Source organism: Streptomyces noursei (assembly GCF_001646665.1).
Lineage (GTDB): Bacteria > Actinomycetota > Actinomycetes > Streptomycetales > Streptomycetaceae > Streptomyces > Streptomyces lavendulocolor.
In genome coordinates this window covers 143,786-169,501 of sequence record NZ_LWBU01000363.1, presented here as the reverse complement: position 1 = coordinate 169,501, position 25,716 = coordinate 143,786, and the positions used below count along the sequence as shown (strand labels likewise).

Sequence of the window (25,716 nt, the reverse complement as noted above, 5' to 3'; positions counted from 1 at the left end):
GACCACAGGTGACGCTCTCGTTCAGACGCCCAACTCCTGCGCGAGCACCGCCGCTTGCACCCTGCTGCGCAGCTCCAGCTTCCCCAGCAGCCTGCTCACATGGGTCTTCACCGTCGCCTCGGCCATCTCCAGACGTACGGCGATCTCCGCGTTCGACAGCCCCTCGCCCAGGCACGACAGGACCTCCCGCTCCCGACGGGTCAGCACGTCCAGCACCGCCGGGTCGGGCGCGTCCGGCGCCCGCACCGGCCTCGACGGCGCCGCGAACTCGGCGATCAGCCGGCGGGTCACCGCGGGCGCGATCATGCCCTCGCCGCGCGCCACCGTCCGTACCGCCTCGATCAGGTCCCTGGCGTCGGTGTTCTTCAGCAGGAACCCCGCCGCCCCGGCGCGCAGCGCCCCGAACACGTACTCGTCCAGGTCGAACGTCGTCAGGACCAGGACGTCGGCGAGGCCCTCGTCCACCACCTGACGGGTGGCCGAAACGCCGTCCAGACGCGGCATCTGCACGTCCATCAGCACCAGGTCGGGCCGCAGCAGGCGGGCCAGGCGCACCGCCTCCTCACCGTCCCCCGCCTCCCCGACCACCTCGATGTCGGGCGCGCTGCCCAGGATCAGGACCAGTCCCGCGCGCACCGCGCTCTGGTCCTCGGCCACCAGCACGCGTACGCGCGGGGCTCCGTTTCCGGTCATGCCGACGGCTCCTTGTCGTCCTCCGCCACGGGCAGTTCCGCCCGCACCCGCCAGGTCGTCCCGCCCCGCTCCTGCGCCGGGCCCGCCTCGAACACGCCGCCCAGCAGCGCGATCCGCTCCCGCATCCCCACCAGCCCCGCCCCCGAACCGGGCGCGCGCGGCCCCGGCCGGCTGCCGTAGGCGCTGGTCACCTGGACGGTCAGCCCGTGGTCGGCGGAGTGCAGCGCGACGGTCACCTCCCCCGCGTCCGCGTGCTTGAGCGTGTTCGTCAGCGACTCCTGCACGATGCGGTACGCCGCCAGCTCGACGGGTGCGGGGAGCGGGTCGGCGCCCGGCGCCCGGTCGTCGACCAGCCGGAAGGTCAGGCCGCTCGCGGCGCCGTTCAGCCCGGCCTGCCGTACCAGCGCGTCCAGGCCGTCGAGCGTCGGCGCGGCGGCCGGCTCGTCGTGGCCGCTGGTGTCGCGCAGCAGGCCGATCAGCCGGCGCATCTCGGCCAGGCCGTCGACGCTGTTCTCGCGGATGACGCCCAGCGCGTCGCGGGAGGTCTTCGGGTCGTTGAGGGAGAGCGCCGCGGTGGAGTGGATGGCGATCGCGGACAGGTGGTTGGCCACCATGTCGTGCAGCTCGCGCGCCATCCGCGACCGCTCGGCGATCACCGCCTGCCGGCGGTCCATCTCGGCGAGCAGTGCGGTCTGCTCCGCCCGCAGCCGGGCCGTGTCGGCGGCCTGGCGGTGGTTGCGGACGACCGCGCCGGTGAGGGCGGGGAAGAAGGTGATCAGCGCCGTGACCACGCCGATCAGCAGCGCCTCCGGCTCCTGGAACCAGGCGAGGAACCCGAGCGTCACCGCGATGGTGATGAGCCCGGTGGTGACCGGGATCCGGCGGGCAGAGGCGGGTGGTCCGTACACCACGGCCGCGTAGACGATGTCGGCGAACATCACGACCGTCATCAGGTTGCCCCGGGTGAACTGGTCCCCGACGACCGCGACCGTCCCGGCGAGCAGAGCCGTGCGCGGCATGGTGCGGCGCACCAGCGCCAGAGAGGTCATCGCGACCAGCGGCACGAGCACCACCGGACCGTCGGGCAGCGGGCTGCTCGGGCCCTGCGTGTACAGCCCGAACCCCCACAGCAGCAGCCCGCAGGCCAGCCCGGCGGCGGCGATCAGCACGTCGTCACGGTGCGTACGGGGAAGTCTCACCCCTCCATCCAACACGCCGGGCGCCGGCCGGACCTCCACGTGCGGTCGGAGTGCCCACTACATCGAAGGATGCAGTACCGATTCGTCAGCGGTGACGACGCGCCGGCGCGCGGCCGCCGGGAGGCTGGAGGGGCAACGAAGGGAGAGTGCCGTGGTAGTCGCGCTCATCGTGATCTGTGAAGTCGGCTTCTGGGTGCTGCTGGCCGCCGGACTGGCCGCCCGCTACCTGCTGCGGATGCCCCGCACGGGCGCGGCGCTGCTGCTGTGCGAGCCGCTGCTGGAGGTCGTCCTGCTGGTCGTCACGGCGATCGACCTCAAAAACGGCGCCGATCCGAGCTGGAAGCACGGGCTGGCCGCGCTGTACATCGGCTACACCGTCGGGCACGGCCACCGCACCGTGACGTGGCTGGACGGCCACGCCGCCCACCGCCTCGCCGGCGGCCCCCGGCCCGTGACGCCGCCCCGCTACGGCATGGCGCGCGCCCGGCACGAGGGCCGGATCTGGCTGGGCACACTCGTCGGCGCGGTGGTCGCCACGGTCCTGCTGTGGCTCGCGATCCTGTACGTCGGCGACCCCGGCCGCACCGCCCCGCTGCAGGGCTGGATGGGCGCGGCGTGGAAGACGGCGGTCATCCACGGCCTGATCGCGGCGTCGTACGCGGTCCGGCCGCGGAAGGCCCCGGCCGCGGAGCCCGCCCCGCGCGAACCGGCCCGGGCGGAGCGCCCCTGACACCGGCCCGGCAGGGGTGTCAGCGTTCGCCGCCGGGGACCCACAGCACGTCGCCGACCTCCTTGTTGGCGGTGCGCGCCAGGATGAACAGCAGGTCGGAGAGGCGGTTGAGGTACGTCGCGGTCAGGGCGTTCATCGTCTCGCCGTGCACCTCCAGCGCGGCCCACGTCGACCGCTCGGCGCGCCGGACGACCGTGCACGCCTGGTGCAGCAGGGCCGCGCCCGGGGTGCCGCCGGGGAGGATGAAGGAGCGGAGCTTGTCCAGGTCCTCCAGGAACCGGTCGCAGTCCGCCTCCAGCTTGTCGATGTACGACTGCTCCACCCGCAGCGGCGGGTACTGCGGGTTCTCGACCACCGGTGTCGACAGGTCCGCGCCCACGTCGAACAGGTCGTTCTGGACGCGGACGAGGACCTTGACGACCTCCTCGCCGAGGCTGCCCAGCGCGATGGCGGTGCCGATGACCGCGTTGGCCTCGTTGGCGTCGGCGTACGCCGCGATCCGCAGGTCCGTCTTGGCCGTGCGGCTCATGTCGCCGAGTGCCGTCGTGCCCTTGTCGCCGGTGCGGGTGTAGATGCGCGTCAGATTGACCATGCGGCCAGCCTAGTTACGCCCCGGCCTCGCGGAACACCCGTGTGCCCACCGTCACGGCCAGGGCCGCGAAACCGGCCGCGACCAGCACGCCGTACAGCATCGCCGGGCCGGTGTAGTCGCCCACGTACGCCGCCCGCACCGCGTCGACCAGGTACCGGAACGGCATGAGGTGCGACAGGGCGTCGAGCCAGGCCGGTGCCAGGGCCATCGGCAGCATCAGGCCCGACAGCAGCATCGACGGCATGCTCACCGCGTTGACGGCCGGCCCGAACTCCTGCGGCTTGGGCACCCTGAGCGCCAGCGCGTACGACAGGGACGCCAGCGCGACCGTCAGGACGGCGACGAACCCGAACCCGATCAGGATCCCGCCCAGCGGCGCCCGCAGCCCCATCGCCACGGCGGCCAGCACCAGCAGCACCGCCTGGAAGACGAAGAGCGCCGCGTCCCGCAGGACCCGGCCCAGCAGCAGCGGCAGCCGGCCGACCGGGGTGACGCGCATCCGTTCGACCACCCCCATCTGCTTCTCGATGATGATCGCGAACCCCGCGAACGAGGCGCCGAACAGGCCGAGCTGGAGCAGCAGCCCGGGGACGAGGACCTGCCAGGAGTCGCCCCGGGCGCCGAGCGGCAGACCGGTGAGGAGCGGGCCGAAGAAGAGCAGGTACATCAGCGGCATCAGCACGCCGAAGAGCAGCTGGAACCGGGAGCGCAGCGTCTGGCGGGCGTACCGGCCGAAGACGAGCGCGGTGTCGTGGATCAGCACGGGGACTCCTATACGGCCACGGGGGCCTGGTCGGCGGGCGCGGGGCCGCGCCCGGTGATGGCGAGGAACGTGTCCTGGAGGGAGGCGCGGGGCGACCCGGCGTACCGCTCCTTCAGCGCGGCAGGGGCGCCCTCCGCCACGACCGCGCCCCTGTCCACCACCACGAGCCGGTCCGACAGCTCGTCGGCCTCGTCGAGGTAGTGGGTGGTGAGGAAGACGGTCGTGCCGTGGGTGTCCCGCAGCCGCCGCACCAGCCGCCACAGGCCGGCGCGGCTGGCCGGGTCGAGGCCGGTGGTCGGCTCGTCGAGGAAGAGCACCCGGGGGCGGTGCGTGAGCCCCATCGCGATGTCCAGGCGCCGCCGCTGCCCGCCGGAGAGCGCGGCGCAGGGGCGGTCCAGCAGCTCGGTGAGGTCCAGTTCGCGCGCCAGCTCGGCGGCGCGGTCGGCCGCCTCGGTCCTGGAGAGGCGGTAGAGGCGGGCCTGGGTGACCAGTTCCTCGCGTACGGAGACGGACAGGTCGACGCCGCCGGACTGGGCGACGTACCCGATCCTGCTCCGGACGCCGGCCGGGTCGCCGACCAGGTCGCACCCCGCGACGGTGGCGGTGCCGCCGGTGGGCGGGAGGAGCGTGGTGAGCATCCGGAGCGTGGTGGTCTTGCCGGCGCCGTTGGGGCCGAGGAGGCCGAGGATCTCGCCGGCGCCGACGGTCAGGTCGATGCCGCGGACGGCTTCGACGGGGCCGCGGCGGGTGCGGAAGGTGTGGGCCAATCCGGCCGTGTGGATGAGGGACGACATGCTCCTAAGAAAAACAGAGTCGGTGAAAGTTTGCAACGACTCCAAGTTTTCAGAGGGTCCAGGAAAGTTAGGATGGGCGCATGGCGACGACCGAAGGACTGAGAGAGCGCAAGAAGCGGCAGACCAGACAGCACATCTCCGACGTGGCCACCGGCCTGTTCCTGGAGCGCGGCTTCGACGCCGTGACGATCGCCGAGATCGCCAGGGCGGCCGACGTCTCCGTCAACACCGTCTACAACTACTTTCCGGCCAAGGAGGACCTGTTCCTCGACCGCGGCGAGGACGTCATCGACCGCCTCTCCCGGTACGTGCGCGGCCGCCGCCCCGGCGAGTCCGCCGCCGACGCCGTCCTGCGCGAACTGCGCGCCGCGGTCGTCGGCCAGTCGCCCACCGTCGGCCTCTTCGCCGGCTGGGCCGACTTCATGCGCGTCATCACCGACGCCCACGCCCTGCGCTCCCGCCTCTGGGCCATCCAGCAGGAGGCCCTCGCCGACCTCACCACCACCCTCGCGCGGGAGACCGCCGCGCGCGACGACGACCCGGTGCCGGCCCTCGTTGCCGGACAGCTCTCCTGGATCCACAGCACCCTGATGGCCTGGATCGGCACCGAGATGGTCCGGTGGCGCGACATCGGCGAGGTCGCCCGCGAGGCCCTCGGCCTCCTCGACGAGGCGGAGGAACTGCTCGGCGACAAGGTCCGGGCGTACGCGCGGCGGCCGGCCGAGTGACCCGGCTCACGGCCCGGGGGGCGCCCCGGCTCACCGCGGCACCCGTATCGGTGTGATGTCCGTCATCTGAGACGTGACGCGCATCTCTTCGGCGCCACAGGGCCGCGCGCGCCCGCTAACCTCCGCGAAGAGCCGATACGTAAACGGGTGTTAAGGGGAAGATCGTGGCCAGGAAGCTCGCCGTCATCGGGGCCGGACTCATGGGGTCCGGAATCGCGCAGGTCTCGGCCCAGGCGGGCTGGGAGGTCGTGCTGCGCGACGTCACCGACGCCGCCCTGACCCGCGGCACCGACGGCATCAAGGCCTCGTACGACAAGTTCGTCGCCAAGGGCCGGCTCGAAGCCGCCGACGCCGAGGCCGCCTTGGCCCGCATCACCACCACCACCGACATGGACGCGGCCGCCGACGCCGACATCGTCGTCGAGGCGGTCTTCGAGAAGCTGGACGTCAAGCACGACATCTTCCGTACGCTCGACAAGCTCGTACGCGACGACGCCGTCCTCGCCTCCAACACCTCCGCCATCCCGATCACCAAGATCGCGGCCGTGACGGAGCGCCCCGAGCGCGTCGTCGGCACCCACTTCTTCTCGCCGGTCCCGATGATGCAGCTGTGCGAACTGGTGCGCGGCTACAAGACCAGCGACGAAACCCTCGCCACCGCCCGCGAGTTCGCCGAGTCCGTCGGCAAGACCTGTATCGTCGTCAACCGCGACGTCGCCGGCTTCGTGACGACCCGTCTGATCTCCGCGCTGGTCGTCGAGGCCGCGAAGCTGTACGAATCGGGCGTCGCCTCCGCCGAGGACATCGACATCGCCTGCAAGCTCGGCTTCGGCCACGCGATGGGCCCGCTGGCGACCGCCGACCTCACCGGCGTGGACATCCTGCTCCACGCCACCAGCAACATCTACACCGAGTCCCAGGACGAGAAGTTCGCGCCGCCGGAGCTGATGCGCCGGATGGTGGACGCCGGTGACATCGGTCGCAAGAGCGGGCAGGGCTTCTACAAGCACTGAGCCGTCCCGACCCCTGCACGATCACCCCCCGGGGTGAATTCGGTATCGGTTCGCTTACAAGGCGCAACTGGTCCGCCGGTCCGGCAGTCAGTTGTTGCATAGAAGTACGTGACGACGGAAGACGTGACGACGACGCACTCTCGGGGAGCGCATATGCACATCAGGGGCGACCACGCCGAGCTGGTCGTCGGGGGCCGCCTCGACGTCCGCAGCGCGGCGGACGCCCGTACGGTCCTGCACTCGGCCGTCGACGACGGCGCCGGCGACCTGGTGCTGGACCTGACCGGCCTCGACTCCTGGGACGCCACCGGTCTCGGAGTCATCATGGGCGCCCACCGGCGAGCGGGCCGCTGCGGCCGCCGGCTGGTGCTGCGGGGCGTACCGCCCCAGATGCAGCGCCTGCTGGTGGCCACCCGGCTGCACCGCATCCTCGCCATCGAAGGCGGCATCGCCGCCGAAACGTTGCCCCGGGTGTAGGCACGGTCCCGGAAATCCACACCAGGCGCGCAATCCTCACAAGACCGTGACGTCTTGGGCGCCGTGCCACCCCGGCTCTTCATTCATACTGAGCCAACGTCTAGGGTTCGGTCGCCCGCCCTTGACGAACCCACCCGGCGGGCACCGGACCAGAAGCGACAGCGGGCGTGCAGAAAGGCCGGGAGGGGCTTTCCGCGCACCACGCTTTTGGGGGCTTTCACCATGGACCCGATCAACCGGGGACCGGAAGACTTCGGCCACGACGACCGCGACGGCGACAACCGCCCGCGCACCACGCGCGACAGCGGCCCCATGCCCCCCTTCGGGCAGGGCGGCGCACCGCCGGGCCCCGCCAGGACCGCCCAGCTCGTCTCGGGCGACCTCCTGCTCACCATCAACCCCATAGACGGCAGCGAGATCGAGCCGTGCCCGCCCGGCCGCCTGCCGGAGGCACCCGGCCGCCACACCCCCGAGGAGCGCGCCGACCTCGCCCGCACGGCCGGCCCGCCCGTGCCCCCCGGCCCCGCCGCCGTGCCCCTGCCCCTCCTGGAACGCCAGGAACAGCGCGAGCGGCTCGTCCGGCTGCTGTCGCGCGGACGCTCCGTACGACTCACCGGACCGGCCGGTTCCGGCCGCACCGCCCTGCTCGACGCCGTCGCCGCCGACTGCGCCGACCTCGCGCCCGACGGCGTCGTCCGGCTCTCCGGCCACCACCGCACGCCCACCGAGCTGCTGTACGACCTGTTCGCCGCCGTCCACCGCGCGCCGGCCCAGCGCCCCGACCGCGCCGGGCTGCTGACCGCCGTCCACTCCATCGGCGCCGTCGTCGTCCTGGACGACCTGGAGTTCGGCGGCGCCGGGCTGGAGGAACTCCTCGACGCCACCCCCGAGTGCGCCTTCCTGCTCGCCGCCACGCCCGACGTCGCCGCCCCGTCCCCCGAGTCCCACCTCGAAGAGGTGTTCCTCTCCGGGCTGGACCGCAGCTCCGCCCTGGAGCTCCTGGAGCGCGGCGTCGACCGGCCGCTCACCGACGACGAGGCCAACTGGGCCGGCGACCTCTGGTTCGAGTCCGAAGGACTCCCGCTCCGCTTCGTCCAGGCCGGCGCCCTCCTGCGCCAGCGCGACGAACTGCGCGCCGCCCCGTCCGGGGACGACGACGAGGACAACGTCTTCGCCGACACCCGCGAGGCCCCGCTGCCGTCGCTCCGCGACGGTGCGGCCCCCGCCCCGCTGCTCGCCTCCCGGCTCTCCGAATCCGCCCGCGAAACGCTCCGCTTCGCCGTCGCGCTCGGCGGCGAGGTGCCGCACCAGGCGCACCTGCCGGCGCTCGTCAACGACACCCACGCCGACGCGGCACTCGGCGAGCTGCTGCGCTGCGCCCTGCTCACCCCGGTCGGCACCCGCTACCGGCTCGCCGCCGGAGTGCAGGCCCAACTCGTCGCCGACGGCTACGACGAGGGCGCCGCCGACCGCGCCCACACCGCCGCCCAGCACTACGCCTGGTGGGTCGGCCACCCCTCGGTCAGCCCCGAACGGGCGGTCGCCGAGGCGGACGCCGTCCTGGCCGCGATGACCGCGCTGGTGCAGGCCGCCGCCGACACCGGCACCGGCGGCACCACCGCCTCCGGCTCCGGTTCCCCGGACGTCTCCGGTGTGTTCGGCGGCACCGGGACCCCCGAGGAGCCCGCCGACACGGACGCCGCCCCCGGCGAGGACGAGGGGTACGCCGACGCGGCGGTCGTCCTCGCCCGCAGCGCGGCACCGGCGTTCGCCGCCGGTCTGCACTGGGGCGCCTGGGAACGGGCGCTGCGCACCGGTGCCGAGGCCGCCCGGCACGCGGGCCAGGTCGCCGAGGAGGCCTACTTCCACCACGAGTTGGGCGTCCTCGCCCTGTGCGCCGGCAACCTCGACCGGGCCCGCGCCGAGCTGGAGGCGTCCATCGCCATGCGCGGCGCCCTCGCCGACAAGCGCGGCACGGTGGCCGGCCGGCGCGCCCTGGCCCTGGTGGCGGACCGCGAGCGCGGGCCGCTGCCGGGCGGCCGGACGGCGGCCGGCGAGGAGGTGCCCGCGGCGCGGTACGAGGAGTCGGCGTCCCCGCCCGGCGGCGTCCCCGCGGGCCCCGTGCGGCAGCAGCCCGCGGCGGCGGCCCCGCCCCCCGTCCCCGGCACCCCCGCCGCGCCGGGGACCCTCACGGCCACCCGTCAGGAGCCGCCCGCCCCCGCGGCCGGGCCGACGACGCGGCGCACCATCCTGAGCGGCGCCCGGCGCAACCTGGTCGCCGCGGGAGCGGGCGCCGTCCTCGCGGCCGTCCTGGGCACGGTGGTGACCCTGGGCGCGACGTCGGGCGGCGACGAGGGCAACGGCGGCTCGCGGCGCGTCACTTCCGACCGGTCCACCGACGAGAAGGGCGGCGACGGCGCCCCCGGCATCGACGAACCGGCCCAGGGCTCCACCCGCGACCCCGGCGACGGCGGCGGCCACGGCGGCACGACCGGCTCCGGCTCGGGCTGGGGCACCTCCGGCGGGCCCGGCTCCTCGGCGACCCCGGGCGAGTCCGGTGCCGCGGGCACCCCCTCCAGCCCCTCGGGCGACCCGTCCGCCACGTCCGGCTCCACCGCCACCAGCGGCACCCCGACCACAGGGGGCACGTCCACCACGACCGGCGGCACCACCACCCCGACGACCGGCGGCACGTCCTCGCCCACCACCGGCGGCACCAGCTCGCCCACCACCGGCGGGACGTCGTCCCCCACCACGGGCGGTACGGACACGACCGGCGGTACGGACACGACCGGCGGCACCGACACGACCGGCGGCACGGACACCACGGGCGGTACGGACACCACCGGCGGCACCGACACGACGGGCGGCACCACGACCGGCGGTACGGACACCACCGGCGGGACCGACACCACCGGCGGCGCGGGCGGCGGCACCAGCAGCGGCGGGACCGACACCACCGGCGGGGCGGGCGGGGCCACCCAGAGCGCCCCCGCCACGAGCAGCGGCCCGTCGCCGGACGGCGGGACGCCGGCCTGACACACGCGGGCCCCGGGACGGTGACGTCGCCCCGGGGCCCGCGTACGGCGGTACACGTGCGCGGGCGGCCGGTCCTGGCCGCCCGGCGCGGTCAGAACAGCCGCAGCTTGTCGTCCTCGATGCCGCGCAGCGCGTCGTAGTCCAGCACCACGCAGCCGATGCCGCGGTCCGTCGCCAGCACCCGCGCCTGCGGCTTGATCTCCTGGGCGGCGAAGACGCCCTTCACCGGCGCGAGGTGGGGGTCGCGGTTCAGCAGCTCCAGGTAGCGGGTGAGCTGCTCCACGCCGTCGATCTCACCGCGCCGCTTGATCTCCACGGCGACGGTCGCGCCGTCCGCGTCACGGCACAGGATGTCGACCGGGCCGATGGCGGTCGGGTACTCGCGGCGGATCAGCGTGTACCCGTCGCCGAGTGTCTCGATCCGGTCGGCGAGCAGCTCCTGGAGGTGCGCTTCCACGCCGTCCTTGATGAGACCGGGATCGACGCCCAGTTCGTGCGACGAGTCGTGGAGGACTTCCTCCATGGTGATGATCAGTTTCTCGCCCGCTTTGTTGACGACCGTCCAGACGCGGTCGTCACCCTCCTTGAGGGTGCACGGCGGCGACATCCAATTGAGCGGTTTGTACGCCCGGTCGTCGGCGTGGATGGACACGCTGCCGTCGGCCTTTACCAGGATCAGACGGGGTGCGGAGGGCAGGTGGGCGGTGAGCCGGCCCGCGTAGTCCACGGAGCAGCGGGCGATGACGAGACGCATGGTCGGCAACGCTACAAGACACACGCTCTTCCGCGCGATTCGGTCCTAAACTCCCGTTCCTCCATGGCCGGTTGTCCACCCAATCTCCTGGTGCGGTCCGGACAGCGCGCTTACCGTGGAAGCGGGAGGTTGTCGCTCGTGCACGCAGCGTGTCGTGCGGGGGTCGTCCTCCTTCCCTGCCCGTAAGACCCCGGTGCCCCGGGGTCGCGAGAGGAGAACCCATGTCGCTCGACGTCTCACCGGCGCTGTTGGAACAGGCCGAGCGAGGCGAGGTCGACGAAGCCGACTTCGTCGACTGCGTCCGGACCTCCCTGCCCTACGCGTGGGAGATGATCAGCTCTCTGGTGGCCCAGCTGAAGGTGGACGGTGGTGCGTTCGCCGACAACCAGACGCCGCCCCCGGACGAGCAGGCGCGCGGCCAGCTGCTGCGCGCGCTGGCGAGTGACGCGATCCGGGGTGCGCTCCAGCGGCACTTCGGCGTGCGTCTGGCATTCCAGAACTGCCACCGCGTCGCGGTGTTCCCGCTGGACTCCTCGGTCGACGAGCGGCTCGCCCGCTTCACCTCCGTACGAGCCCAGCTGCTGAACCAGTCGCCGACCCTGCGCGACTGCTGACGCCTTGTGCTGCCGCTCGGCATCGCGGGAGGTGCGTCTGGTGCGGGGCGGCAGCATGATGGGCATCAGGCGAGCCGGGGCACCACCTCGGCGCCCAGCCGCCGGACGTTCTCCTCCGTCGCGGCGACATCGCCGGACCCCTCCACGAGCAGCGCGAACCGCGTGATGCCCGTACGCTCCGAGGTCGCCGCCAGCCGGTCCGCCGCCACCCGGGGCGAGCCCACCGGGTGCAGCCGGCACAGCAGCTCCGTGTAGGCGACCGGGTCGCGCATCGAGCGGCGCCTGCCGTCCACCGTGACATGGGCGTCCAGCCCCTGTTTCAGCCAGCCGGGCATCGCCTTGACCAGCACCTCCGCCGCGTCCGCCGTACGGTCGGCGATCTGCGCCACGCCCGCCGACACATGGCCCCGGCCCGCCGCGGCGACCGCGTCCGGGGTGTGGCCGGCGGCCCGCGCCTCACGCCGCCACAGGGCCACCATCTCCGCCTTCTCCTCGTCGCCGCAGTGCATCCCGAGCAGCATCGGCAGGCAGCGCTCGGCGGCCAGCCGCACGCTCCGCGGCGAGGTGCAGGCGACGATCGTCTCCGGTACGGGATCCCCGTCGATCAGCTCCTGCGGCCGGGGCACGACGGCGACCTCGCGGAACCGGTGGCGCGGCCCCTCCGCCGCCACCCGCGGCTCACGCAGCCAGCGCAGCAGCAGGTCCAGCGACTCCGGGAAACCCGTCTCGTACGCCTCGAGACCCGCGCCGAACACCTCCAGGTCCACCCACGGCCCGCCCCGGCCCACGCCCAGCGTGAACCGCCCGCCGGACGTGATGTGCAGCAGCGCCGTCTGCTCGGCGAGCGCCACGGGATGGACCGACGGCAGTACGCTCACGGCGGTCCCGACCCGGATCCGGCGCGTGCGCCCGAGCAGCAGCGCGGCGAGCGTCACGGCCGAGGGACACACGCCGTACGGTACGAAATGGTGCTCGGCCAGCCATACCGAGTCCAGTCCCGTCTCTTCCGCCACCTCCGCCGACCGCACCGCGCGGTGCAGCGTCTCCCCCTGGCCCTGGCCGGGAAACTGGGCCGCCAGTACAAAAGTTCCCACACGCATCGCCTTATGCCTCCTTGACCGGCCGACGCGGCTCCCCTCACTGGCAACAACGGCTGGCAGGTGCCAAAGGCAACGGCCCGGCGGGAAGTTGTTGCGATTTTCCGGTAACTCGAACCGGACGGTGCGAGTACCCACAGTCGCGACCCTTAGGCTGGACGGACACACATCCGCAGCCCGCTCCAGTGAGGTGTTCCGTGTCACCGCGCCGCAACCGCCCCCGTGGCGGCGAGAAGCCGAACGAGACCGGCGGCGAGTCGGGCGACCGGTACGGCGGTTTCCAGCGCACCGAGTCCTGGCAGGACGAGGAGTGGTCCGTCCGCCTCGTGGCGGGCGCCGGCACCGTCGGCAAGCGCTACCGCTGCCCCGGCTGCGACCAGGAGATCCCGGCGGGCGTGCCGCACGTGGTGGCGTGGCCGGAGTACGGCGGCGTGGACGACCGCCGCCACTGGCACAAGGCCTGCTGGAACGCGAAGGACCGCCGCACCACGCGGGTGCAGCGGTCCCGTAACGCGCCCCGCCACTAGGGGCCGGCCGGCTCAGACGTCGCGCTTCTCGGTGGCGAGGAACGCGCCGGCCAGCGCGACGGCGGCCACACCGCTCAGGATCCACAGCGGGGTCCAGCCGTGCGGGCCGCCCTCGATCAGACCCGTGTCGCTGTAGAAGGCGATGAGCAGGCTCGGGATCGAGTACTGGAAGACGAACTCCTGCACCTTCGGCAGCGACGACATGAACATCCCGGCCACCAGCGGCAGCAGCATCACGCCGATCATGATGGTGATCGCGCCCGCGGAGTGCCGGACCAGCGCGCCCATGGCGAGCGCCACGAGGCCGAGGACGGCGGTGAACAGCCCCGCGCCGATCGTCGCGCGCACCCACTCCTCGGCGGACGCCGCGCTGCCGGAGTCGATCATCGCGGTCTGCATGCCGGCGACCACGGCGGCGGTCACCGCCGTGACGACGAGCGTGAGCAGGAAGAAGACGATGGCCTTCGCGGCCAGCACGCGGCCCCGGCTGGGGCAGGCGGTGAGCGTCGTCCGGATCATGCCGGTGCCGTACTCGGACGAGATGGTCAGCACGCCCAGCGTGACCACGCAGATGCTGCCGAGCAGCACGCCGTTGAACCCCAGCGAGAGAACGGACTCCGGGCCCAGGTCGGAGTCGGTCGCGTTGATCGCCACGATGCTCAGCAGGCCGACACCGACCATGAGCAGGATCATGACGCCGAGCGTCCACATCGTGGAGCGCACCGAGCGGATCTTCGTCCACTCGGAGGCGAGCGCGTCCCCGAGGTGGGCGCGGCGCACCGGGATCGGCGAGGTGTACTGCTGCGGGTAGGGGGCGGTGGTCATCGGGCGTCCTCGCTCTTGCTCAGGTCTGCGGGGGCTGCGGCGGGGGCGGGCGGCGCGGCGGGCGCGGGCGGCGCGGCGGCGGGCGGCGCCTGGTACGGCCGCTGCTGCTGTTGCGGCGGCTGCGGCTGCGCGCCGGGCTGCGGTGCGCCCGCGTACGGGTTCTGGCCGGGCGGCGGCGGGGCGTACCAGCCCTGCTGCGGCACCTCCGGCACGACGACCTGCTGCGCGGGCGCGTACCCCATGGGGTCCGGCTGCTGCATCAGCCCGGCGCGCTGGTCGGTCGTGGAGCGGTAGTCCACCGCGCCCTGGGTCAGGCGCATGTACGCCTCCTCCAGCGACGCCTGGTGCGGCGACAGCTCCCACAGGCGTACGTCCGCGTCGTGCGCGAGGTCGCTGATCCGCGGCAGCGGCAGCCCGGCCACCCGCAGGGCGCCGTCCGGCTCGGACATCACCTGGCCGCCCGCCTCCGCCAGCACGCCCATCAGCTTCTCCCGCTGGGCGGGCTCGGTCTGCGGCGTACGCACCCGGGCGAAGTCCGCGGAGTTGGCCGAGATGAAGTCCTTGACGCTCATGTCGGCCATCAGCTGGCCGCGCCCGATGACGATCAGGTGCTCGGCGGTGAGGGCCATCTCGCTCATCAGGTGCGAGGAGACGAAGACCGTCCGCCCCTCGGCGGCCAGCGCCTTCATCAGGTTGCGCACCCAGAGGATGCCCTCGGGGTCCAGGCCGTTGACCGGCTCGTCGAAGAGCAGCACCTGCGGGTCGCCCAGCAGCGCGGCGGCGATGCCGAGGCGCTGCCCCATGCCGAGGGAGAACCCGCTGGACCGCTTGCGGGCCACGTCCTGAAGGCCCACCACCCCGAGCACCTCGTCCACCCGGCGCGCCGGTATGCCGGCGAGCTGGGCCAGTGAAAGCAAGTGGCTGCGCGCGCTGCGCCCGCCGTGCACGGCCTTGGCGTCGAGCAGGGCGCCCACCTGCCGGGGCGCGTTCGGCAGCTGCCGGTAGGGGTGGCCGCCGATCGTCACGTGGCCCGACGTCGGCCGGTCCAGCCCGAGGATCATGCGCATCGTCGTCGACTTGCCGGAGCCGTTCGGCCCCAGGAAGCCCGTCACGGTACCCGGCCTCACCTGGAAGGAAAGGTTGTACACGGCCGTCTTGGCGCCGTAGCGCTTCGTCAGGCCGACTGCCTCGATCATTCTCCAGCCCCATCGACAGGTGTTCACGTCGTCGGGCCCGCCGCACGCACACGCAGAGCCCCCGTAAGAGGTAAGAGGGTATCCGCCCCTTGACGGTTCCGCCGAGGCCGGCAGGAGATGGATCACCAGGTGGTCCCGCCGGGCCGGCGGGCCACTGCCTAGGCGTCCCGGCGCTTCAGCACCAGGTAGCCGCCCGCGAGGGCCGCCGCCACCCACAGGAGCATGATGCCCATGCCGCCCCACGGGCTGTAGGGCGCCGGGTCGCTGCCGAGGGCGCCGGGGACCACCTGCATGATCGTCGAGCCCGCCTGGTCCGGGAAGTACTCGGCGACCTCCTTCGCCTTCGGCACGGCCGAGAGGATCTGGGAGACCAGGAAGAAGAACGGCACCAGGATGCCCAGCGACAGCACCGTCGAGCGCAGCATCGCCGCCACGCCCATCGAGAACACGGCCATCAGGCCCATGTAGAGGCCGCCGCCGACCACCGCCCGCAGGACGTTCTCCTCACCGAGGTCCGTACGGTGCTCACCCAGCAGCGCCTGGCCGAGGAAGAAGGAGAGGAAGGCGGTCGCCAGGCCGACCAGCAGGGCCAGCACCCCGGCCACCGCGATCTTGCTGAAGAGGAAGGCCGCCCGCTGCGGGACGGCGGCCAGCGACGTACGGATCATTCCGGTGCTGTACTCGGTGCCGACCACCAGGACCCCGAACACCACCATCGCCAGCTGCCCCAGCAGCATGCCGGAGAAGCTGACCACGGTCGCGTCGAACGTGGCCCGCTCGACGGCGGGCATCTCGTCGAACGTCTCCCGCACCAGGGCCGACAGTGCCGCGCCCATCGCGACGGTGACGACGAGCGCGCTCGCCAGTGTCCAGACCGTGGAGGAGACCGTACGGATCTTCGTCCACTCCGACCGGAGGACCGCGGGTGCCGACGCCATCGTCAGACCTCCTTCGACCACTGGGGCACGGTGGCGGAGTGCGCGTGGTACTCCACCGTCGCCGCCGTCATCCGCATGAACGCCTCCTCCAGCGAGGCCCGCTGGGCGCTCAGCTCGTGCAGGGTGATGCCGTGGCGGGCCGCCAGGTCGCCGACCTGCTCGGCCGTCGCGCCGTCGACCTCCAGCGTGCCGTCCCCCGCCTCGACCGCGGTCAGGCCGGCGCCGTGCAGCGCGTCCAGCAGCCGCTCCCGCTGCGGGGAGCGCAGCCGTACATAACTGCGGGAGTTGCGGTGGATGAAATCCGCCATCGACGTGTCCGCCAGAAGCCTGCCCTGTCCGATGACGATCAAGTGGTCGGCCGTGAGCGCCATTTCGCTCATCAGATGACTGGAAACGAAGATCGTCCGTCCTTCGGCCGCCAGCGTCTTCATCAGATTGCGGATCCAGTGAATTCCTTCGGGGTCCAGACCATTGACGGGCTCGTCGAACATCAGGATCTGCGGATTACCCAGGAGCGCGGCGGCGATTCCCAGCCGCTGCCCCATACCCATCGAAAAACCTTTCGGTTTCTTCCTCGTGACGGCCGACAGCCCCACGAGCTCCAGCACCTCGGTGACCCGGCTCTCCGGAATGCGGTTGGACTGGGCCAGGCACAGCAGGTTGTTGTACGCGGTGCGCCCGCCGTGCAGCCCCCGCGCCTCCAGCAGCGCCCCGATGTACTTCAGCGGCTCGTCGAGCTCCCGGTAGTGCCGGCCGTCGATCCGGACCGAGCCGCTGGTCGGGTGGTCGAGGCCCAGCGCCATCCGCATGGTCGTCGACTTGCCCGCACCGTTGGGGCCGAGGAAGCCCGTCACCACGCCGGGGCGGACCTGGAAGGAGAGATCGTCGACCGCCGTCTTCGAACCGAAACGTTTCGTCAGACCCTGGAGCTCGATCACCCGTCCACGCTACGGGCGCCCCGACCGGGCCGCCACCGGAACGACACGGCCGGCCCTCCCGGGGACGGCCAGGCGCGGAGGCGCCTCCCGCGGCGCCCGGCGTACGCGAAGGGCCCTGCGAGGCCCACGCGCGCCCGCCCCTCGGGGCGTACACGTCATGGGTCCCACAGGGCCCTCGGACACGGCCGTGGAGCCGGCCGGAACTCCGACTAGCGGGTCTGCTGCGCCGGGACGCCGCGGGAGACCGGCTCGTCGTCCGCCGGCGAACCGGCCGCGGCCACCGCCGCGCCCGTGAGGGTCGCCAGCATCTCGCGGACGTTCGTCAGCTGGGCGTTGATCGAGTCGCGACGGTTCGTCAGCGCCGCCAGCTCGCGCTCCGATTCGCTGCGGATACGATCCGCCTTGGCGTTGGCGTCCGCCACGATGTCCTCGGCCTGACGCTGCGCCGTCTCCACCGTCTGACGGGCCCGGCGCTCCGCGTCCGTACGCAGCTTCTCCGCCTCCAGGCGCAGCTGCTCCGCCCGGTGCTCGATCTCGGCGAGACGCTTCTCCGCCTTCGCCTGGCGCGACGCCAGGTCCCGCTCCGACTGCTCCCGCCGCTTGGCGAGGTTCGTCTCGAAGTCGGCGGCCGCCTGCGCGGCCTTCGCGCGGGTCTCCTCGAAGAGCGCGTCCGCCTCCTCACGCTTCGACTGCGCGTCCTTCTGCGCCTCGGCGCGCAGCGAGTTCGCCTCGCCCTGGGCCTTCTCGACGATCCGGACGCCCTCGTCCTCGGCCTTCGCCTTCCGCTCCGCCGCGAACGACTCGGCGTCGTTGCGCACCTGCTGCGCGGCCGACTCGGCCAGCTCGCGGTGCTGCTCGGCGGCGCGACGGGCCTCCTCGCGCAGGTCCTTCGCCTCCTCCTCGGCGAGACGGAGGATCTTCTCGACGCGGGCACCGAGACCGGCGTACGACGGCTCGGCGTCGCTGACCTGGGCCTGGGCGTTCTGCGTCTCGAGGTGGAGCTCCTCGATGCGCTTTTCCAGAGAGGTGATTCGGGCCAGAGCACTGTCTCGGTCGGCGACGAGCTTGGTAATGCGGTCATCCACCTGACCGCGGTCGTAACCACGCCGCACGAGCTCGAAGCCGAAGGGGGAGGAAGTGTCGCTCATGGGGTTCCTGTCGAATGAGACCGGTGAGGTGTTAGGGGGAATCCTAGGGGTCCACACGGCGTGTCTTCGAGCGGATGCCCGTTCAAACTGGAGAATGTCCAGCCTTTTGAGTGGCTTACTCGTCGGTTGACTTGCCACTCGAACGGGTAACCCCCGCCGCCGCGGTGGCCTTCACCCCGCCGTCCTTCGTACCCCCCGATGGCGCCTCGAAAGATTCCAACGCCTCCAGTACGTCCTGGACACGGGAGATCTCGGCCTGGATGTCCTCGCGACGGCGCACCAGAACCTCCAACTCCCGCTTGCCCTCGGAGATCATCTTCTCGGCCTCGCGCTCCGCGTCCGCCTTGATCTTCTCCGCCTCGCGCGTGAGCGTCGCCTTCTTCTGCTCCGCCTCCTTGAGCAGCCCCTCCGCCTTCTTCACCGCCGAGATCCGGACCTTGCTCGCCTCCGAATTCGCGTCGGCCAGCAGCTCCTTCGCCTTCGCCTCCGCCTCGGCCCGCTGCTCGGTGGCCGCCTTCACCAGCTTGTCCACCCGCTCGCCCGCCGACTTCATCTGCTCGGCGCTCTCCCGGCGGGCCCGCTCGTGCAGCTCCTCGATCTCCGCCTCCGTACGCCGGCGGAGCTCCTCCGTCCGCTCCCTTATGGCCGTCGCGTCACCACGCGCCCCGACCAGCAGCTCATCGGCGTCCGTACGGGCCTTCTCCACCAGCGCGTTGCCCTCGACGGTCGCCTCCGAGACGATCCGCTCCGCCTCCTTGCGGGCCGCGCCCACCATGGTGTCGGCCTGCGACTCGGCCTCCGCGGTCGCCCGCAGCGCCTCCTCCTGCGCCTTCGCCACCAACTGGTCGGCCTGCTCGGCCGCGTCCGCCCGCCGCTTGGCCGCCGCCTCGCGCGCCTCGTCGACCACCCGGTCCGCCTCGGCCCGCGCCTCGGCCCGCAGCTCCTCGGCCGCCGCCTCCGACTCGGCCCGCAGCCGCTCCGCCTCGGTACGGATGCGCTCCGCCGCCTGCTGCGCCGAACCGACCGCCTCGGCCGCCTCCGCCCGCAGCCGCTCCGCCTCGTCCGTCGCCTCGGCCCGTACGCGCTCGGCCTCCGCCTCCGACTCGGCCCGCAGCCGCTCCGCCTCCGCCGTCGCCTCCGCGACCAGGCGCTCCACCCGCTCCGCGGTCTCGGCGCCGATCCGCTCGGCCTCGCCCGTCGCCTCGCCGACCAGCTGGTCCGCCTGCTCGGCCGCGTCCGCCCGCCGCTTGTCGGCGGCCTTCCGCGCCTCGTCGAGGACCCGCTCGCCGTCCGCCCGGGCAGCCGCCCGCAGCTCCTCGGCCTGCGCCTCGCCCTCCGCCTTGACCTGCTCGGCCTCGCCCAGCAGCCGCGCCGCGTCCTGCTCCGCCATGGCCAGCAGCTCGGACGCCTCGGCCGTCATCCGCTCGGCCTCGGCCGTCGCCTCGCCGACCAGCCGGTCCGCCTGCGCCGCCGCCTCCGACCGGATGCGGTTGGCGTCCTCGCGGGCCTCCGCACGGGTACGCGCGGCGTCCTGCTCCGCCGATGCGAGCGAGTCCGACGCCTCCGTCCGCATCCGCTGCGCGTACTCGGCCGTGTCCTGCTTCAGCCGCTCCGACTCCGAGATCGCGTCGGCCATGGTGCGCTCCGCGAGCGCCTTGGCGGCCTCCGCCTCCTCCTGGGCGCGCTGTCGCACCCGGCCCGCGTCCTCCGCGGCCCGCTCCCGCTCCGCGTACGCGTCGGAACGGACCCGGTCCGCCTCCTCCTGCGCCTCGCCGCGCGTCCGCTCCGCCACGTGCTCGGCCGCCGACCGCAGCCCGGCGATCTCCTCCTCGGCCTGCTCGTGCAGCCCCGCGACCGCGTCCCGCACCTGCTGCGCGGTCTGCTCGGCGGCCGACACCATCTCGGTCGCCCGCCGGTCCGCCTCCTCGACCAGCCGCTGCGCCTCGGTCTGCGCCTCCTCGACGCGCTTGCGCGCCGACGCCAGCAGCTCCTCGCTCTGCTCGCGGGCCCGCTCCCGCTCCTGGTCCGCCTCCGTGCGCGCGGAACCCAGCGTCTCCTCCGCCTCGCGGCGGCGACGGTTGGCCTCCTCGCGGGCCGCGGCCAGCTCCTCGGCGGCCTCCGCGGTGACCCGCTCGGCCGCGGCCTGCGCCTCGGCACGCACCCGGTCGGCCGACTCCTGCGCCTCCGACTTCAGCCGCTCCGCCTCGGCGGCGGCCTCGGAACGCAGCCGTACCGCCGCGTTCTCCGCCTCCGCACGGGCCGCCGACGCGTCGGCCGCGGCCTCGGTGCGCAGCCGCTCGGCCTCCTGCTCGGCCTGCCCCTGGAGCGTACGGATGCGCTCGGCGGCCTCGCCGCGCTGCCGCTCCGTCTCCTCGGCGGCCTCGCGGCGGATCCGCTCGCCCTCGGCCCGCGCGTCGGCGAGCGCCTGCTCGGCGGCCGTGAGCCGGGTCTCCGCCTCCGCATGCAGCCGGGCCAGCTCCTCGGCGGCCTCCGCCTGCCGGGCGGCGATGCCCCGCTCGGTCTCCTCGCGCAGCGCCGCGGCAGCCTGCTCCGCCGCGGCCCGCACCGACTCGGCCTGCTCCTCGGCGTCGGTGCGCAGCTGCTCGGCCTCGCCCCGGGTGCGCTCCAGCGTCTCCTCGGCCTGCCGGCGCAGGGCCGTCGCCCGCTCGATCGCCTCGGTGCGGACCCGCTCGCTCTCGGCCGTCGCGGACGTCCGCAGCTCGTCGGCGTCCGACTTCGCCTTGGTCAGCAGCTCCTCGGCGGTCTTGGCCGCCTCCTCGATCTGCTGGACCGCCTCGCGCCGCGCCTCGCCGCGGATCCGCTCGCCCTCGGCGATGGCCTCCGCCCGCAGCTGCTCGGCCTCGCCGCGCAGCCGGCGCGCCTCCTCCTGGAGCTCGACCGTCTTGGCGCGGTACTCCTTGGTGTCGTCCTTCGCGGCGCCCTTGAGCTGCTCGGCCGTGTCGTGCGCCTGGGCCCGCAGCCGGTCCGCCTCCGCCTCCGCCTCGCGGCGGATCCGCTCGGCCTCCTCGGACGCCTTGCGGGTGGTCTCCTGCGCGTCGTCCGACGCCTTGGACAGGACCTCCTCGGCGGTGCGGGCAGCCTTGGCGAGCTGGGCGGCGCTGTCCTCGGCCGCCGCCGTGCGGGCCTTCTCGGACGCCTCGGCGACCAGCTTCTCCGCCACCGCGCGGGCGTCGGCGAGCGCCTGCTCGGCCTCCGCCTTCAGCGCCTCGGACTCCTTCGTCGCCTCCGCCACCAGCCGGGCGATCTCCGCCTTGGCCGTACGGGTGCGCTGCTCGGTCTCCGATTCGGCGGTCGACAGCCGCTTGGCCGCCGACTCACGGGCCTCCGCGACGACCTTGTCGGCCTCCGCGCGGGCCTCGCGCAGCCGCTCCTCGGCCTCGGCCATCCGCTGCTCGGCGGCCCGGGCGAGCTCCGCGGCCTGCTGGCGCGCCTGGTCCGACTCGGCGTTCGTGGCGCTGCGCAGCTGCTCGGCGTGGCTGGTGGCCTCCTGGGCCTGGGTGGACGCGGCGTTCAGCAGCCGCTCGGCGTCCTTCCGGGCGCGCAGCAGGATCGCCTCGGCCTCCGCGCGGGCCGTCTCCGTCTCGGCGCCCAGGCGCCGGCGGGCCTCCTCGGCGATCCGGGTGGCCTCCGCGCGGGCCGCGGCGAGCGCCTGCTCGGCCTCCGCCCGGGACTCCTCCATCAGGCGGCGGGCCTGCGCCTCCGTACGGGCGCGCAGCTGCTCCGCCCACGCCACGTTCTCGTTGACGTGCGCCTCGACGGTCTGGCGGCGCTCCGACAGCTCCTGGTCGAGCCGCTGCCGGCGCTGCACCGCCTCGGCGTGCAACTCCGCCTGGAGCCGGGCCTGGTGCTCGGCGTGCTCCTGCAGTATCCGCTGCGTCTGGGCCCGGGCCTCGCGCAGCTCGCGCTCGGCGTCCGAGCGCAGCTGGTCGGCCTGGATCTGGGCGTTCCGCAGCAACTGCTCGGCCTGGTAGCCGATGTCGGCGTTGTCGTACGCCGGTCGGGACGCGATGGTGCGGCGCGCCTCGTGGAGCTTGGCGCGCAACACCTCGACCTGGTAACCGAGGTCCTCGGCGTGCTGGACGGCCTTCTCCCGCTCGGTCTTCAGCCGGTCCATCTCGGCCTCGAACCGCGAAAGGTGGTCGTCAGCCCGGTGGCTCTCCTGGCGTTCGTAGCCCCGCACTGCGCGGTCCCATCCGTCCCCTGGTCGCAACTCTCTTGGTACGAGCACCGTTCGCCGGCGAACGGCCCCCCGGGGAATGGTGTCAGATCGAATGGCTCGACCACGACGCCGCGGCACGGCCCCGATCCGGCCCCGGCCCGGAGCCGCCCACTCTACCGGGCCAGGAATCCGGAGGTCAGTGCTCCACCGAGGACGTCCCGGCCGAGGTCACCAGTTCCGTCAGGACACCGTGACAGTCCTTGGGGTGCAGGAACGTGATGCGGGACCCCATGGAGCCGATGCGCGGCTCGTCGTACAGAACCCGCACACCCTTTTCACGGATCGCGGTGGCGTCCCCGTCGACGTCCGCCGTGCCGAAGGCGATGTGGTGCACGCCCTCGCCGTTCTTGGCGAGCCACTTGCCCACCGCGGAGTCCTCACGGGTCGGCTCCAGCAGCTGGAGGTAGGAGGCACCCCCGTCGGACGTCTCGTTGATCTTGAGCATGGCCTCGCGGACCCCCTGCTCCTCGTTCACCTCCTCGTGGAACACCTCGAAGCCGTACGTGGCACGGTAGAACTCAACGGTCTTGTCGAGGTCGAAACAGGCGATCCCGATGTGGTCGATTCGCGTCAGCATGGCACCAGTGCAGCGCTCCGGAGGTGGTTACGCAACGTGCGCGCCATCACACTGGCTGCCCGGTGACCAGGACACGTACCGCTCAGTACATTGGCGGTAAACCCTCGTTCACTCCCACATCCAAGGGGCCGTGCCTCATGTCTGGAACGACCGGTACCACCTCAGTCATCGTCGCGGGCGCGCGCACGCCCATGGGCCGCCTGCTCGGCTCGCTCAAGACCTTCTCCGGCGCCGACCTCGGCGGCTTCGCCATCAAGGCCGCGCTGGACCGGGCCGGCATCGGCGGCGACCAGGTGCAGTACGTGATCATGGGCCAGGTGCTGCAGGCCGGCGCCGGCCAGATCCCCGCCCGTCAGGCCGCCGTCAAGGCCGGCATCCCGATGAACGTGCCCGCGCTCACCATCAACAAGGTGTGCCTCTCCGGCCTCGACGCCATCGCGCTCGCGGACCAGCTGATCCGCGCCGGCGAGTTCGACGTCGTCGTCGCCGGCGGCCAGGAGTCCATGACCAACGCGCCGCACCTGCTGCCCAAGTCCCGCGAGGGCTACAAGTACGGTGCGATCGAGATGATCGACGCCATGGCGTACGACGGCCTCACCGACTCCTTCGAGAACATCGCCATGGGCGAGTCCACGGAGAAGCACAACACGCGCCTGGGCATCGCCCGCGAGGCGCAGGACGAGATCGCCGCCCTGTCCCACCAGCGGGCCGCCGCCGCGCAGAAGAACGGCCTCTTCGAGGCGGAGATCACGCCCGTCGAGATCCCGCAGCGCAAGGGCGAGCCGGTCGTCTTCAGCAAGGACGAGGGCATCCGGCCCGAGACCACCGTCGAGTCCCTGGGCAAGCTGCGCCCCGCCTTCGCCAAGGACGGCACGATCACCGCGGGCACCTCCTCGCAGATCTCCGACGGCGCGGCGGCCGTCGTGGTGATGAGCAAGGCCAAGGCCCAGGAGCTGGGCCTCGACTGGATCGCCGAGATCGGCGCCCACGGCAACGTGGCCGGCCCGGACAACTCCCTCCAGTCCCAGCCGTCCAACGCGATCCGGCACGCCCTGAAGAAGGAGGGCCTGGACGTCGCCGACCTCGACCTCATCGAGATCAACGAGGCGTTCGCCGCCGTCGCCGTCCAGTCAATGAAGGACCTCGGGGTGTCCCCGGAAAAGGTGAACGTCAACGGCGGCGCGATCGCGCTCGGGCACCCGATCGGCATGTCCGGCGCCCGTGTCGTCCTCCACCTGGCGCTGGAGCTCAAGCGGCGCGGCGGCGGCGTCGGCGCGGCGGCGCTGTGCGGCGGCGGCGGTCAGGGCGACGCGCTGATCCTCCGCGTCCCGGGCAACGGCAAGTAATCCTCGCTGCGAGTAAGGAGCTACGTACGTGAAGGTGGACGTCCCCGCACTGGTCGCCCAGGCACGGGAGGGCCGGCCCCGGGCCGTAGCCCGGCTGATCTCGCTCGTGGAGGGGGCGTCCCCGCAGCTCCGTGAGGTGATGGCGGCGCTGGCCCCGCTGGCGGGCGGTGCGTACGTGGTGGGCCTCACCGGCTCGCCCGGTGTCGGCAAGTCGACGTCGACGTCGGCGCTGGTCAGCGCGTACCGGCGGGCCGGGAAGCGGGTCGGCGTGCTCGCCGTCGACCCGTCGTCGCCGTTCAGCGGCGGCGCGCTGCTGGGCGACCGGGTCCGGATGTCGGAGCACGCCTCCGACCCGGGCGTCTACATCCGCTCGATGGCCACCCGCGGCCACCTGGGCGGCCTGGCGTGGGCCGCCCCGCAGGCCATCCGGGTGCTCGACGCGGCCGGGTGCGACGTGGTGCTCGTCGAGACGGTCGGCGTCGGGCAGTCCGAGGTGGAGATCGCCTCGCAGGCCGACACCTCCGTGGTGCTCCTCGCGCCCGGCATGGGCGACGGCATCCAGGCGGCGAAGGCGGGCATCCTCGAGATCGGCGACGTGTACGTCGTCAACAAGGCCGACCGGGACGGCGCCGACGCGACCGCGCGCGAGCTGAACCACATGCTCGGGCTCGGGGAGTCGCGCGGCCCGGGCGACTGGCGGCCGCCGATCGTGAAGACCGTCGCCGCGCGGGGCGAGGGCGTCGACGAGGTGGTCGAGGCGCTGGAGAAGCACCGCGCGTGGATGGAGGAGCGGGGCGTCCTCGCGGAGCGCCGCCGTGCGCGGGCGGCGCACGAGGTGGAGACCATCGCGGTCACCGCCCTGCGCGAGCGGATCGGCGACCTCCACGGCGACCGGCGCCTGGACGCGCTGTCGGAGCGGATCGTGGCGGGCGAGCTGGACCCGTACGCCGCCGCGGACGAACTGGTCGCGGGCCTCACGGGCCGCTGACCCCCGCCCCGGTCGGGCGCCGTGCGGGGCGCGGCCGGGGCGCTTTTCCGCCGGTGGGCCCGGGGCGCGCAGCCCCGGGCCCACTGTCTCCCGCCCCGCGCCTGCGCCCCGCAGGCCGGGGGCGGGGCGGTGCGCCGTGCGGGGCGTGGCCGCGGATGGATTGCTGCCGGTGGCCGGGTACGGGGCGGTTCCCCGTGCGAGGTGTGGCCGGGGGGCTTTTTGCCGGTGGGCTGGGTACGGGGCCCCTCCGGGCTCACCTCCTCGCGGTTGGCGGGGCGCCCAGCCGGTCCAGTGACCGTCACTCGCCGCCAATCCGCTGCGGGGGCGACCCTGCACGGCCCCTCCGCGCCGAGTCCGGGAACATCCCGCCACCGTTCGTGAGACCGCTTAGGCGCTGGCACGAGCCGTACTCCCACCCACCGGCCCGCTGATGGTCGACGGCCCGAGGGTCGAGGCCACCCACCGGCCCGCAGACGGGGGACGGCCCGGGGTGGGGCCGT

General features: G+C 73.3%; 23 protein-coding genes. 9 read left to right on the top strand and 14 right to left on the bottom strand.

Annotated elements, in window-relative coordinates; all coding sequences use genetic code 11:
• Positions 1 to 21: 21 nt before the first annotated feature.
• The gene (locus A4V12_RS25895; RefSeq protein WP_064071825.1) at positions 22 to 693 is read right to left on the bottom strand and encodes a response regulator; all 672 of its coding nucleotides are present in this window, start codon (positions 691 to 693) and stop codon (positions 22 to 24) included.
• A complete protein-coding gene (locus tag A4V12_RS25890) occupies positions 690 to 1,892 on the bottom strand; it encodes a sensor histidine kinase (protein WP_079137344.1) in 1,203 nt (400 codons plus the stop codon). The genes A4V12_RS25895 and A4V12_RS25890 overlap by 4 nt, the downstream gene beginning before the upstream one ends.
• A 151-nt stretch (positions 1,893 to 2,043) precedes the next feature.
• Between A4V12_RS25890 and A4V12_RS25885 the strand changes: the two genes are divergently transcribed.
• The gene (locus tag A4V12_RS25885; RefSeq protein ID WP_064071823.1) at positions 2,044 to 2,622 is read left to right on the top strand and encodes a hypothetical protein; all 579 of its coding nucleotides are present in this window, start codon (positions 2,044 to 2,046) and stop codon (positions 2,620 to 2,622) included.
• Positions 2,623 to 2,641: 19 nt separating this feature from the next.
• Here A4V12_RS25885 and A4V12_RS25880 read toward each other — a convergent pair whose 3' ends face one another.
• From A4V12_RS25880 to A4V12_RS25870, 3 genes are read right to left on the bottom strand one after another with little or no spacing between them, the layout of a single operon-like run.
• Complete coding sequence (locus A4V12_RS25880) at positions 2,642 to 3,214, bottom strand: cob(I)yrinic acid a,c-diamide adenosyltransferase (RefSeq protein ID WP_064071822.1); 573 nt, start codon at positions 3,212 to 3,214, stop codon at positions 2,642 to 2,644.
• A gap of 13 nt (positions 3,215 to 3,227) precedes the next feature.
• Positions 3,228 to 3,977: an ABC transporter permease gene (locus tag A4V12_RS25875; RefSeq protein ID WP_064071821.1), complete on the bottom strand. Its 750-nt coding sequence runs from the start codon at positions 3,975 to 3,977 to the stop codon at positions 3,228 to 3,230.
• A gap of 8 nt (positions 3,978 to 3,985) precedes the next feature.
• Positions 3,986 to 4,771, bottom strand: coding sequence for an ABC transporter ATP-binding protein (locus tag A4V12_RS25870; protein WP_064071820.1), 786 nt, complete (start codon positions 4,769 to 4,771; stop codon positions 3,986 to 3,988).
• Positions 4,772 to 4,851: 80 nt separating this feature from the next.
• On the opposite strand from A4V12_RS25870, the gene A4V12_RS25865 reads away from it, so the two are divergent.
• The 4 genes from A4V12_RS25865 (at position 4,852) to A4V12_RS38155 (ending at position 10,028) form a co-directional block, all read left to right on the top strand.
• Positions 4,852 to 5,499 (top strand): TetR/AcrR family transcriptional regulator, encoded by a 648-nt coding sequence (locus A4V12_RS25865; protein WP_064071819.1) that lies wholly within the window; start codon positions 4,852 to 4,854, stop codon positions 5,497 to 5,499.
• Positions 5,500 to 5,663: 164 nt separating this feature from the next.
• Complete coding sequence (locus tag A4V12_RS25860) at positions 5,664 to 6,512, top strand: 3-hydroxyacyl-CoA dehydrogenase family protein (protein WP_064071818.1); 849 nt, start codon at positions 5,664 to 5,666, stop codon at positions 6,510 to 6,512.
• A gap of 153 nt (positions 6,513 to 6,665) precedes the next feature.
• The gene (locus A4V12_RS25855) at positions 6,666 to 6,989 is read left to right on the top strand and encodes an STAS domain-containing protein (protein ID WP_031073773.1); all 324 of its coding nucleotides are present in this window, start codon (positions 6,666 to 6,668) and stop codon (positions 6,987 to 6,989) included.
• Between the two features lie 222 nt (positions 6,990 to 7,211).
• Positions 7,212 to 10,028: an ATP-binding protein gene (locus A4V12_RS38155; protein ID WP_064071817.1), complete on the top strand. Its 2,817-nt coding sequence runs from the start codon at positions 7,212 to 7,214 to the stop codon at positions 10,026 to 10,028.
• Positions 10,029 to 10,119: 91 nt separating this feature from the next.
• On the opposite strand, the gene nucS is transcribed toward A4V12_RS38155, so the two are convergent.
• Entirely contained in the window at positions 10,120 to 10,782 is a 663-nt protein-coding gene (gene nucS, locus A4V12_RS25845; RefSeq protein ID WP_064071816.1) for an endonuclease NucS, read from the bottom strand.
• 221 nt (positions 10,783 to 11,003) lie between these two features.
• On the opposite strand from nucS, the gene A4V12_RS25840 reads away from it, so the two are divergent.
• Positions 11,004 to 11,396 carry an SCO5389 family protein gene (locus A4V12_RS25840; protein WP_064071815.1) on the top strand — a complete coding sequence of 131 codons (393 nt, stop codon included), beginning with the start codon at positions 11,004 to 11,006 and terminating at the stop codon, positions 11,394 to 11,396.
• A 65-nt stretch (positions 11,397 to 11,461) separates the two neighbouring features.
• Here the strand turns inward: A4V12_RS25840 and A4V12_RS25835 are convergent, their stop codons facing one another.
• Positions 11,462 to 12,496 carry an LLM class flavin-dependent oxidoreductase gene (locus A4V12_RS25835; RefSeq protein ID WP_064071814.1) on the bottom strand — a complete coding sequence of 345 codons (1,035 nt, stop codon included), beginning with the start codon at positions 12,494 to 12,496 and terminating at the stop codon, positions 11,462 to 11,464.
• Positions 12,497 to 12,690: 194 nt separating this feature from the next.
• Between A4V12_RS25835 and A4V12_RS25830 the strand changes: the two genes are divergently transcribed.
• Positions 12,691 to 13,020 (top strand): hypothetical protein, encoded by a 330-nt coding sequence (locus A4V12_RS25830; protein WP_064071813.1) that lies wholly within the window; start codon positions 12,691 to 12,693, stop codon positions 13,018 to 13,020.
• 12 nt (positions 13,021 to 13,032) lie between these two features.
• Here A4V12_RS25830 and A4V12_RS25825 read toward each other — a convergent pair whose 3' ends face one another.
• The 7 genes from A4V12_RS25825 to mce all read right to left on the bottom strand — a co-directional run bounded on the left by A4V12_RS25825 (position 13,033) and on the right by mce (position 22,882).
• Positions 13,033 to 13,845, bottom strand: coding sequence for an ABC transporter permease (locus A4V12_RS25825; protein ID WP_064071812.1), 813 nt, complete (start codon positions 13,843 to 13,845; stop codon positions 13,033 to 13,035).
• Positions 13,842 to 15,041 carry an ABC transporter ATP-binding protein gene (locus A4V12_RS25820; protein WP_064071811.1) on the bottom strand — a complete coding sequence of 400 codons (1,200 nt, stop codon included), beginning with the start codon at positions 15,039 to 15,041 and terminating at the stop codon, positions 13,842 to 13,844. The genes A4V12_RS25825 and A4V12_RS25820 overlap by 4 nt, the downstream gene beginning before the upstream one ends.
• 158 nt (positions 15,042 to 15,199) lie before the next feature.
• Positions 15,200 to 15,979 (bottom strand): ABC transporter permease subunit, encoded by a 780-nt coding sequence (locus A4V12_RS25815; RefSeq protein ID WP_064071810.1) that lies wholly within the window; start codon positions 15,977 to 15,979, stop codon positions 15,200 to 15,202.
• Positions 15,980 to 15,981: 2 nt separating this feature from the next.
• On the bottom strand, positions 15,982 to 16,917 hold the full coding sequence (locus tag A4V12_RS25810) for an ABC transporter ATP-binding protein (protein WP_064071809.1): 936 nt from the start codon (positions 16,915 to 16,917) through the stop codon (positions 15,982 to 15,984).
• A 209-nt stretch (positions 16,918 to 17,126) separates the two neighbouring features.
• The gene (locus A4V12_RS25805) at positions 17,127 to 18,065 is read right to left on the bottom strand and encodes a hypothetical protein (protein ID WP_064071808.1); all 939 of its coding nucleotides are present in this window, start codon (positions 18,063 to 18,065) and stop codon (positions 17,127 to 17,129) included.
• Positions 18,066 to 18,180: 115 nt separating this feature from the next.
• Entirely contained in the window at positions 18,181 to 22,266 is a 4,086-nt protein-coding gene (gene scy, locus A4V12_RS25800; RefSeq protein WP_064071807.1) for a polarized growth protein Scy, read from the bottom strand.
• 175 nt (positions 22,267 to 22,441) lie between these two features.
• The gene (gene mce / locus A4V12_RS25795) at positions 22,442 to 22,882 is read right to left on the bottom strand and encodes a methylmalonyl-CoA epimerase (protein WP_064071806.1); all 441 of its coding nucleotides are present in this window, start codon (positions 22,880 to 22,882) and stop codon (positions 22,442 to 22,444) included.
• Positions 22,883 to 23,019: 137 nt separating this feature from the next.
• Between mce and A4V12_RS25790 the strand changes: the two genes are divergently transcribed.
• On the top strand, positions 23,020 to 24,228 hold the full coding sequence (locus tag A4V12_RS25790; protein ID WP_064071805.1) for an acetyl-CoA C-acetyltransferase: 1,209 nt from the start codon (positions 23,020 to 23,022) through the stop codon (positions 24,226 to 24,228).
• A gap of 28 nt (positions 24,229 to 24,256) precedes the next feature.
• Positions 24,257 to 25,216 carry a methylmalonyl Co-A mutase-associated GTPase MeaB gene (gene meaB, locus A4V12_RS25785; RefSeq protein ID WP_064071804.1) on the top strand — a complete coding sequence of 320 codons (960 nt, stop codon included), beginning with the start codon at positions 24,257 to 24,259 and terminating at the stop codon, positions 25,214 to 25,216.
• Positions 25,217 to 25,716 lie beyond the last annotated feature (500 nt).

Bases quoted from the DNA above. Each gene is read 5' to 3' on its own strand.
- A4V12_RS25895 (WP_064071825.1), bottom strand. From the start codon at position 693: ATGACCGGAAACGGAGCCCCGCGCGTACGCGTGCTGGTGGCCGAGGAC.
- A4V12_RS25880 (WP_064071822.1), bottom strand. From the start codon at position 3,214: ATGGTCAATCTGACGCGCATCTACACCCGCACCGGCGACAAGGGCACG.
- A4V12_RS25870 (WP_064071820.1), bottom strand. From the start codon at position 4,771: ATGTCGTCCCTCATCCACACGGCCGGATTGGCCCACACCTTCCGCACC.
- A4V12_RS25865 (WP_064071819.1), top strand. From the start codon at position 4,852: ATGGCGACGACCGAAGGACTGAGAGAGCGCAAGAAGCGGCAGACCAGA.
- A4V12_RS25855 (WP_031073773.1), top strand. From the start codon at position 6,666: ATGCACATCAGGGGCGACCACGCCGAGCTGGTCGTCGGGGGCCGCCTC.
- A4V12_RS38155 (WP_064071817.1), top strand. From the start codon at position 7,212: ATGGACCCGATCAACCGGGGACCGGAAGACTTCGGCCACGACGACCGC.
- nucS (WP_064071816.1), bottom strand. From the start codon at position 10,782: ATGCGTCTCGTCATCGCCCGCTGCTCCGTGGACTACGCGGGCCGGCTC.
- A4V12_RS25840 (WP_064071815.1), top strand. From the start codon at position 11,004: ATGTCGCTCGACGTCTCACCGGCGCTGTTGGAACAGGCCGAGCGAGGC.
- A4V12_RS25835 (WP_064071814.1), bottom strand. From the start codon at position 12,496: ATGCGTGTGGGAACTTTTGTACTGGCGGCCCAGTTTCCCGGCCAGGGC.
- A4V12_RS25825 (WP_064071812.1), bottom strand. From the start codon at position 13,845: ATGACCACCGCCCCCTACCCGCAGCAGTACACCTCGCCGATCCCGGTG.
- A4V12_RS25820 (WP_064071811.1), bottom strand. From the start codon at position 15,041: ATGATCGAGGCAGTCGGCCTGACGAAGCGCTACGGCGCCAAGACGGCC.
- A4V12_RS25815 (WP_064071810.1), bottom strand. From the start codon at position 15,979: ATGGCGTCGGCACCCGCGGTCCTCCGGTCGGAGTGGACGAAGATCCGT.
- A4V12_RS25805 (WP_064071808.1), bottom strand. From the start codon at position 18,065: ATGAGCGACACTTCCTCCCCCTTCGGCTTCGAGCTCGTGCGGCGTGGT.
- mce (WP_064071806.1), bottom strand. From the start codon at position 22,882: ATGCTGACGCGAATCGACCACATCGGGATCGCCTGTTTCGACCTCGAC.
- A4V12_RS25790 (WP_064071805.1), top strand. From the start codon at position 23,020: ATGTCTGGAACGACCGGTACCACCTCAGTCATCGTCGCGGGCGCGCGC.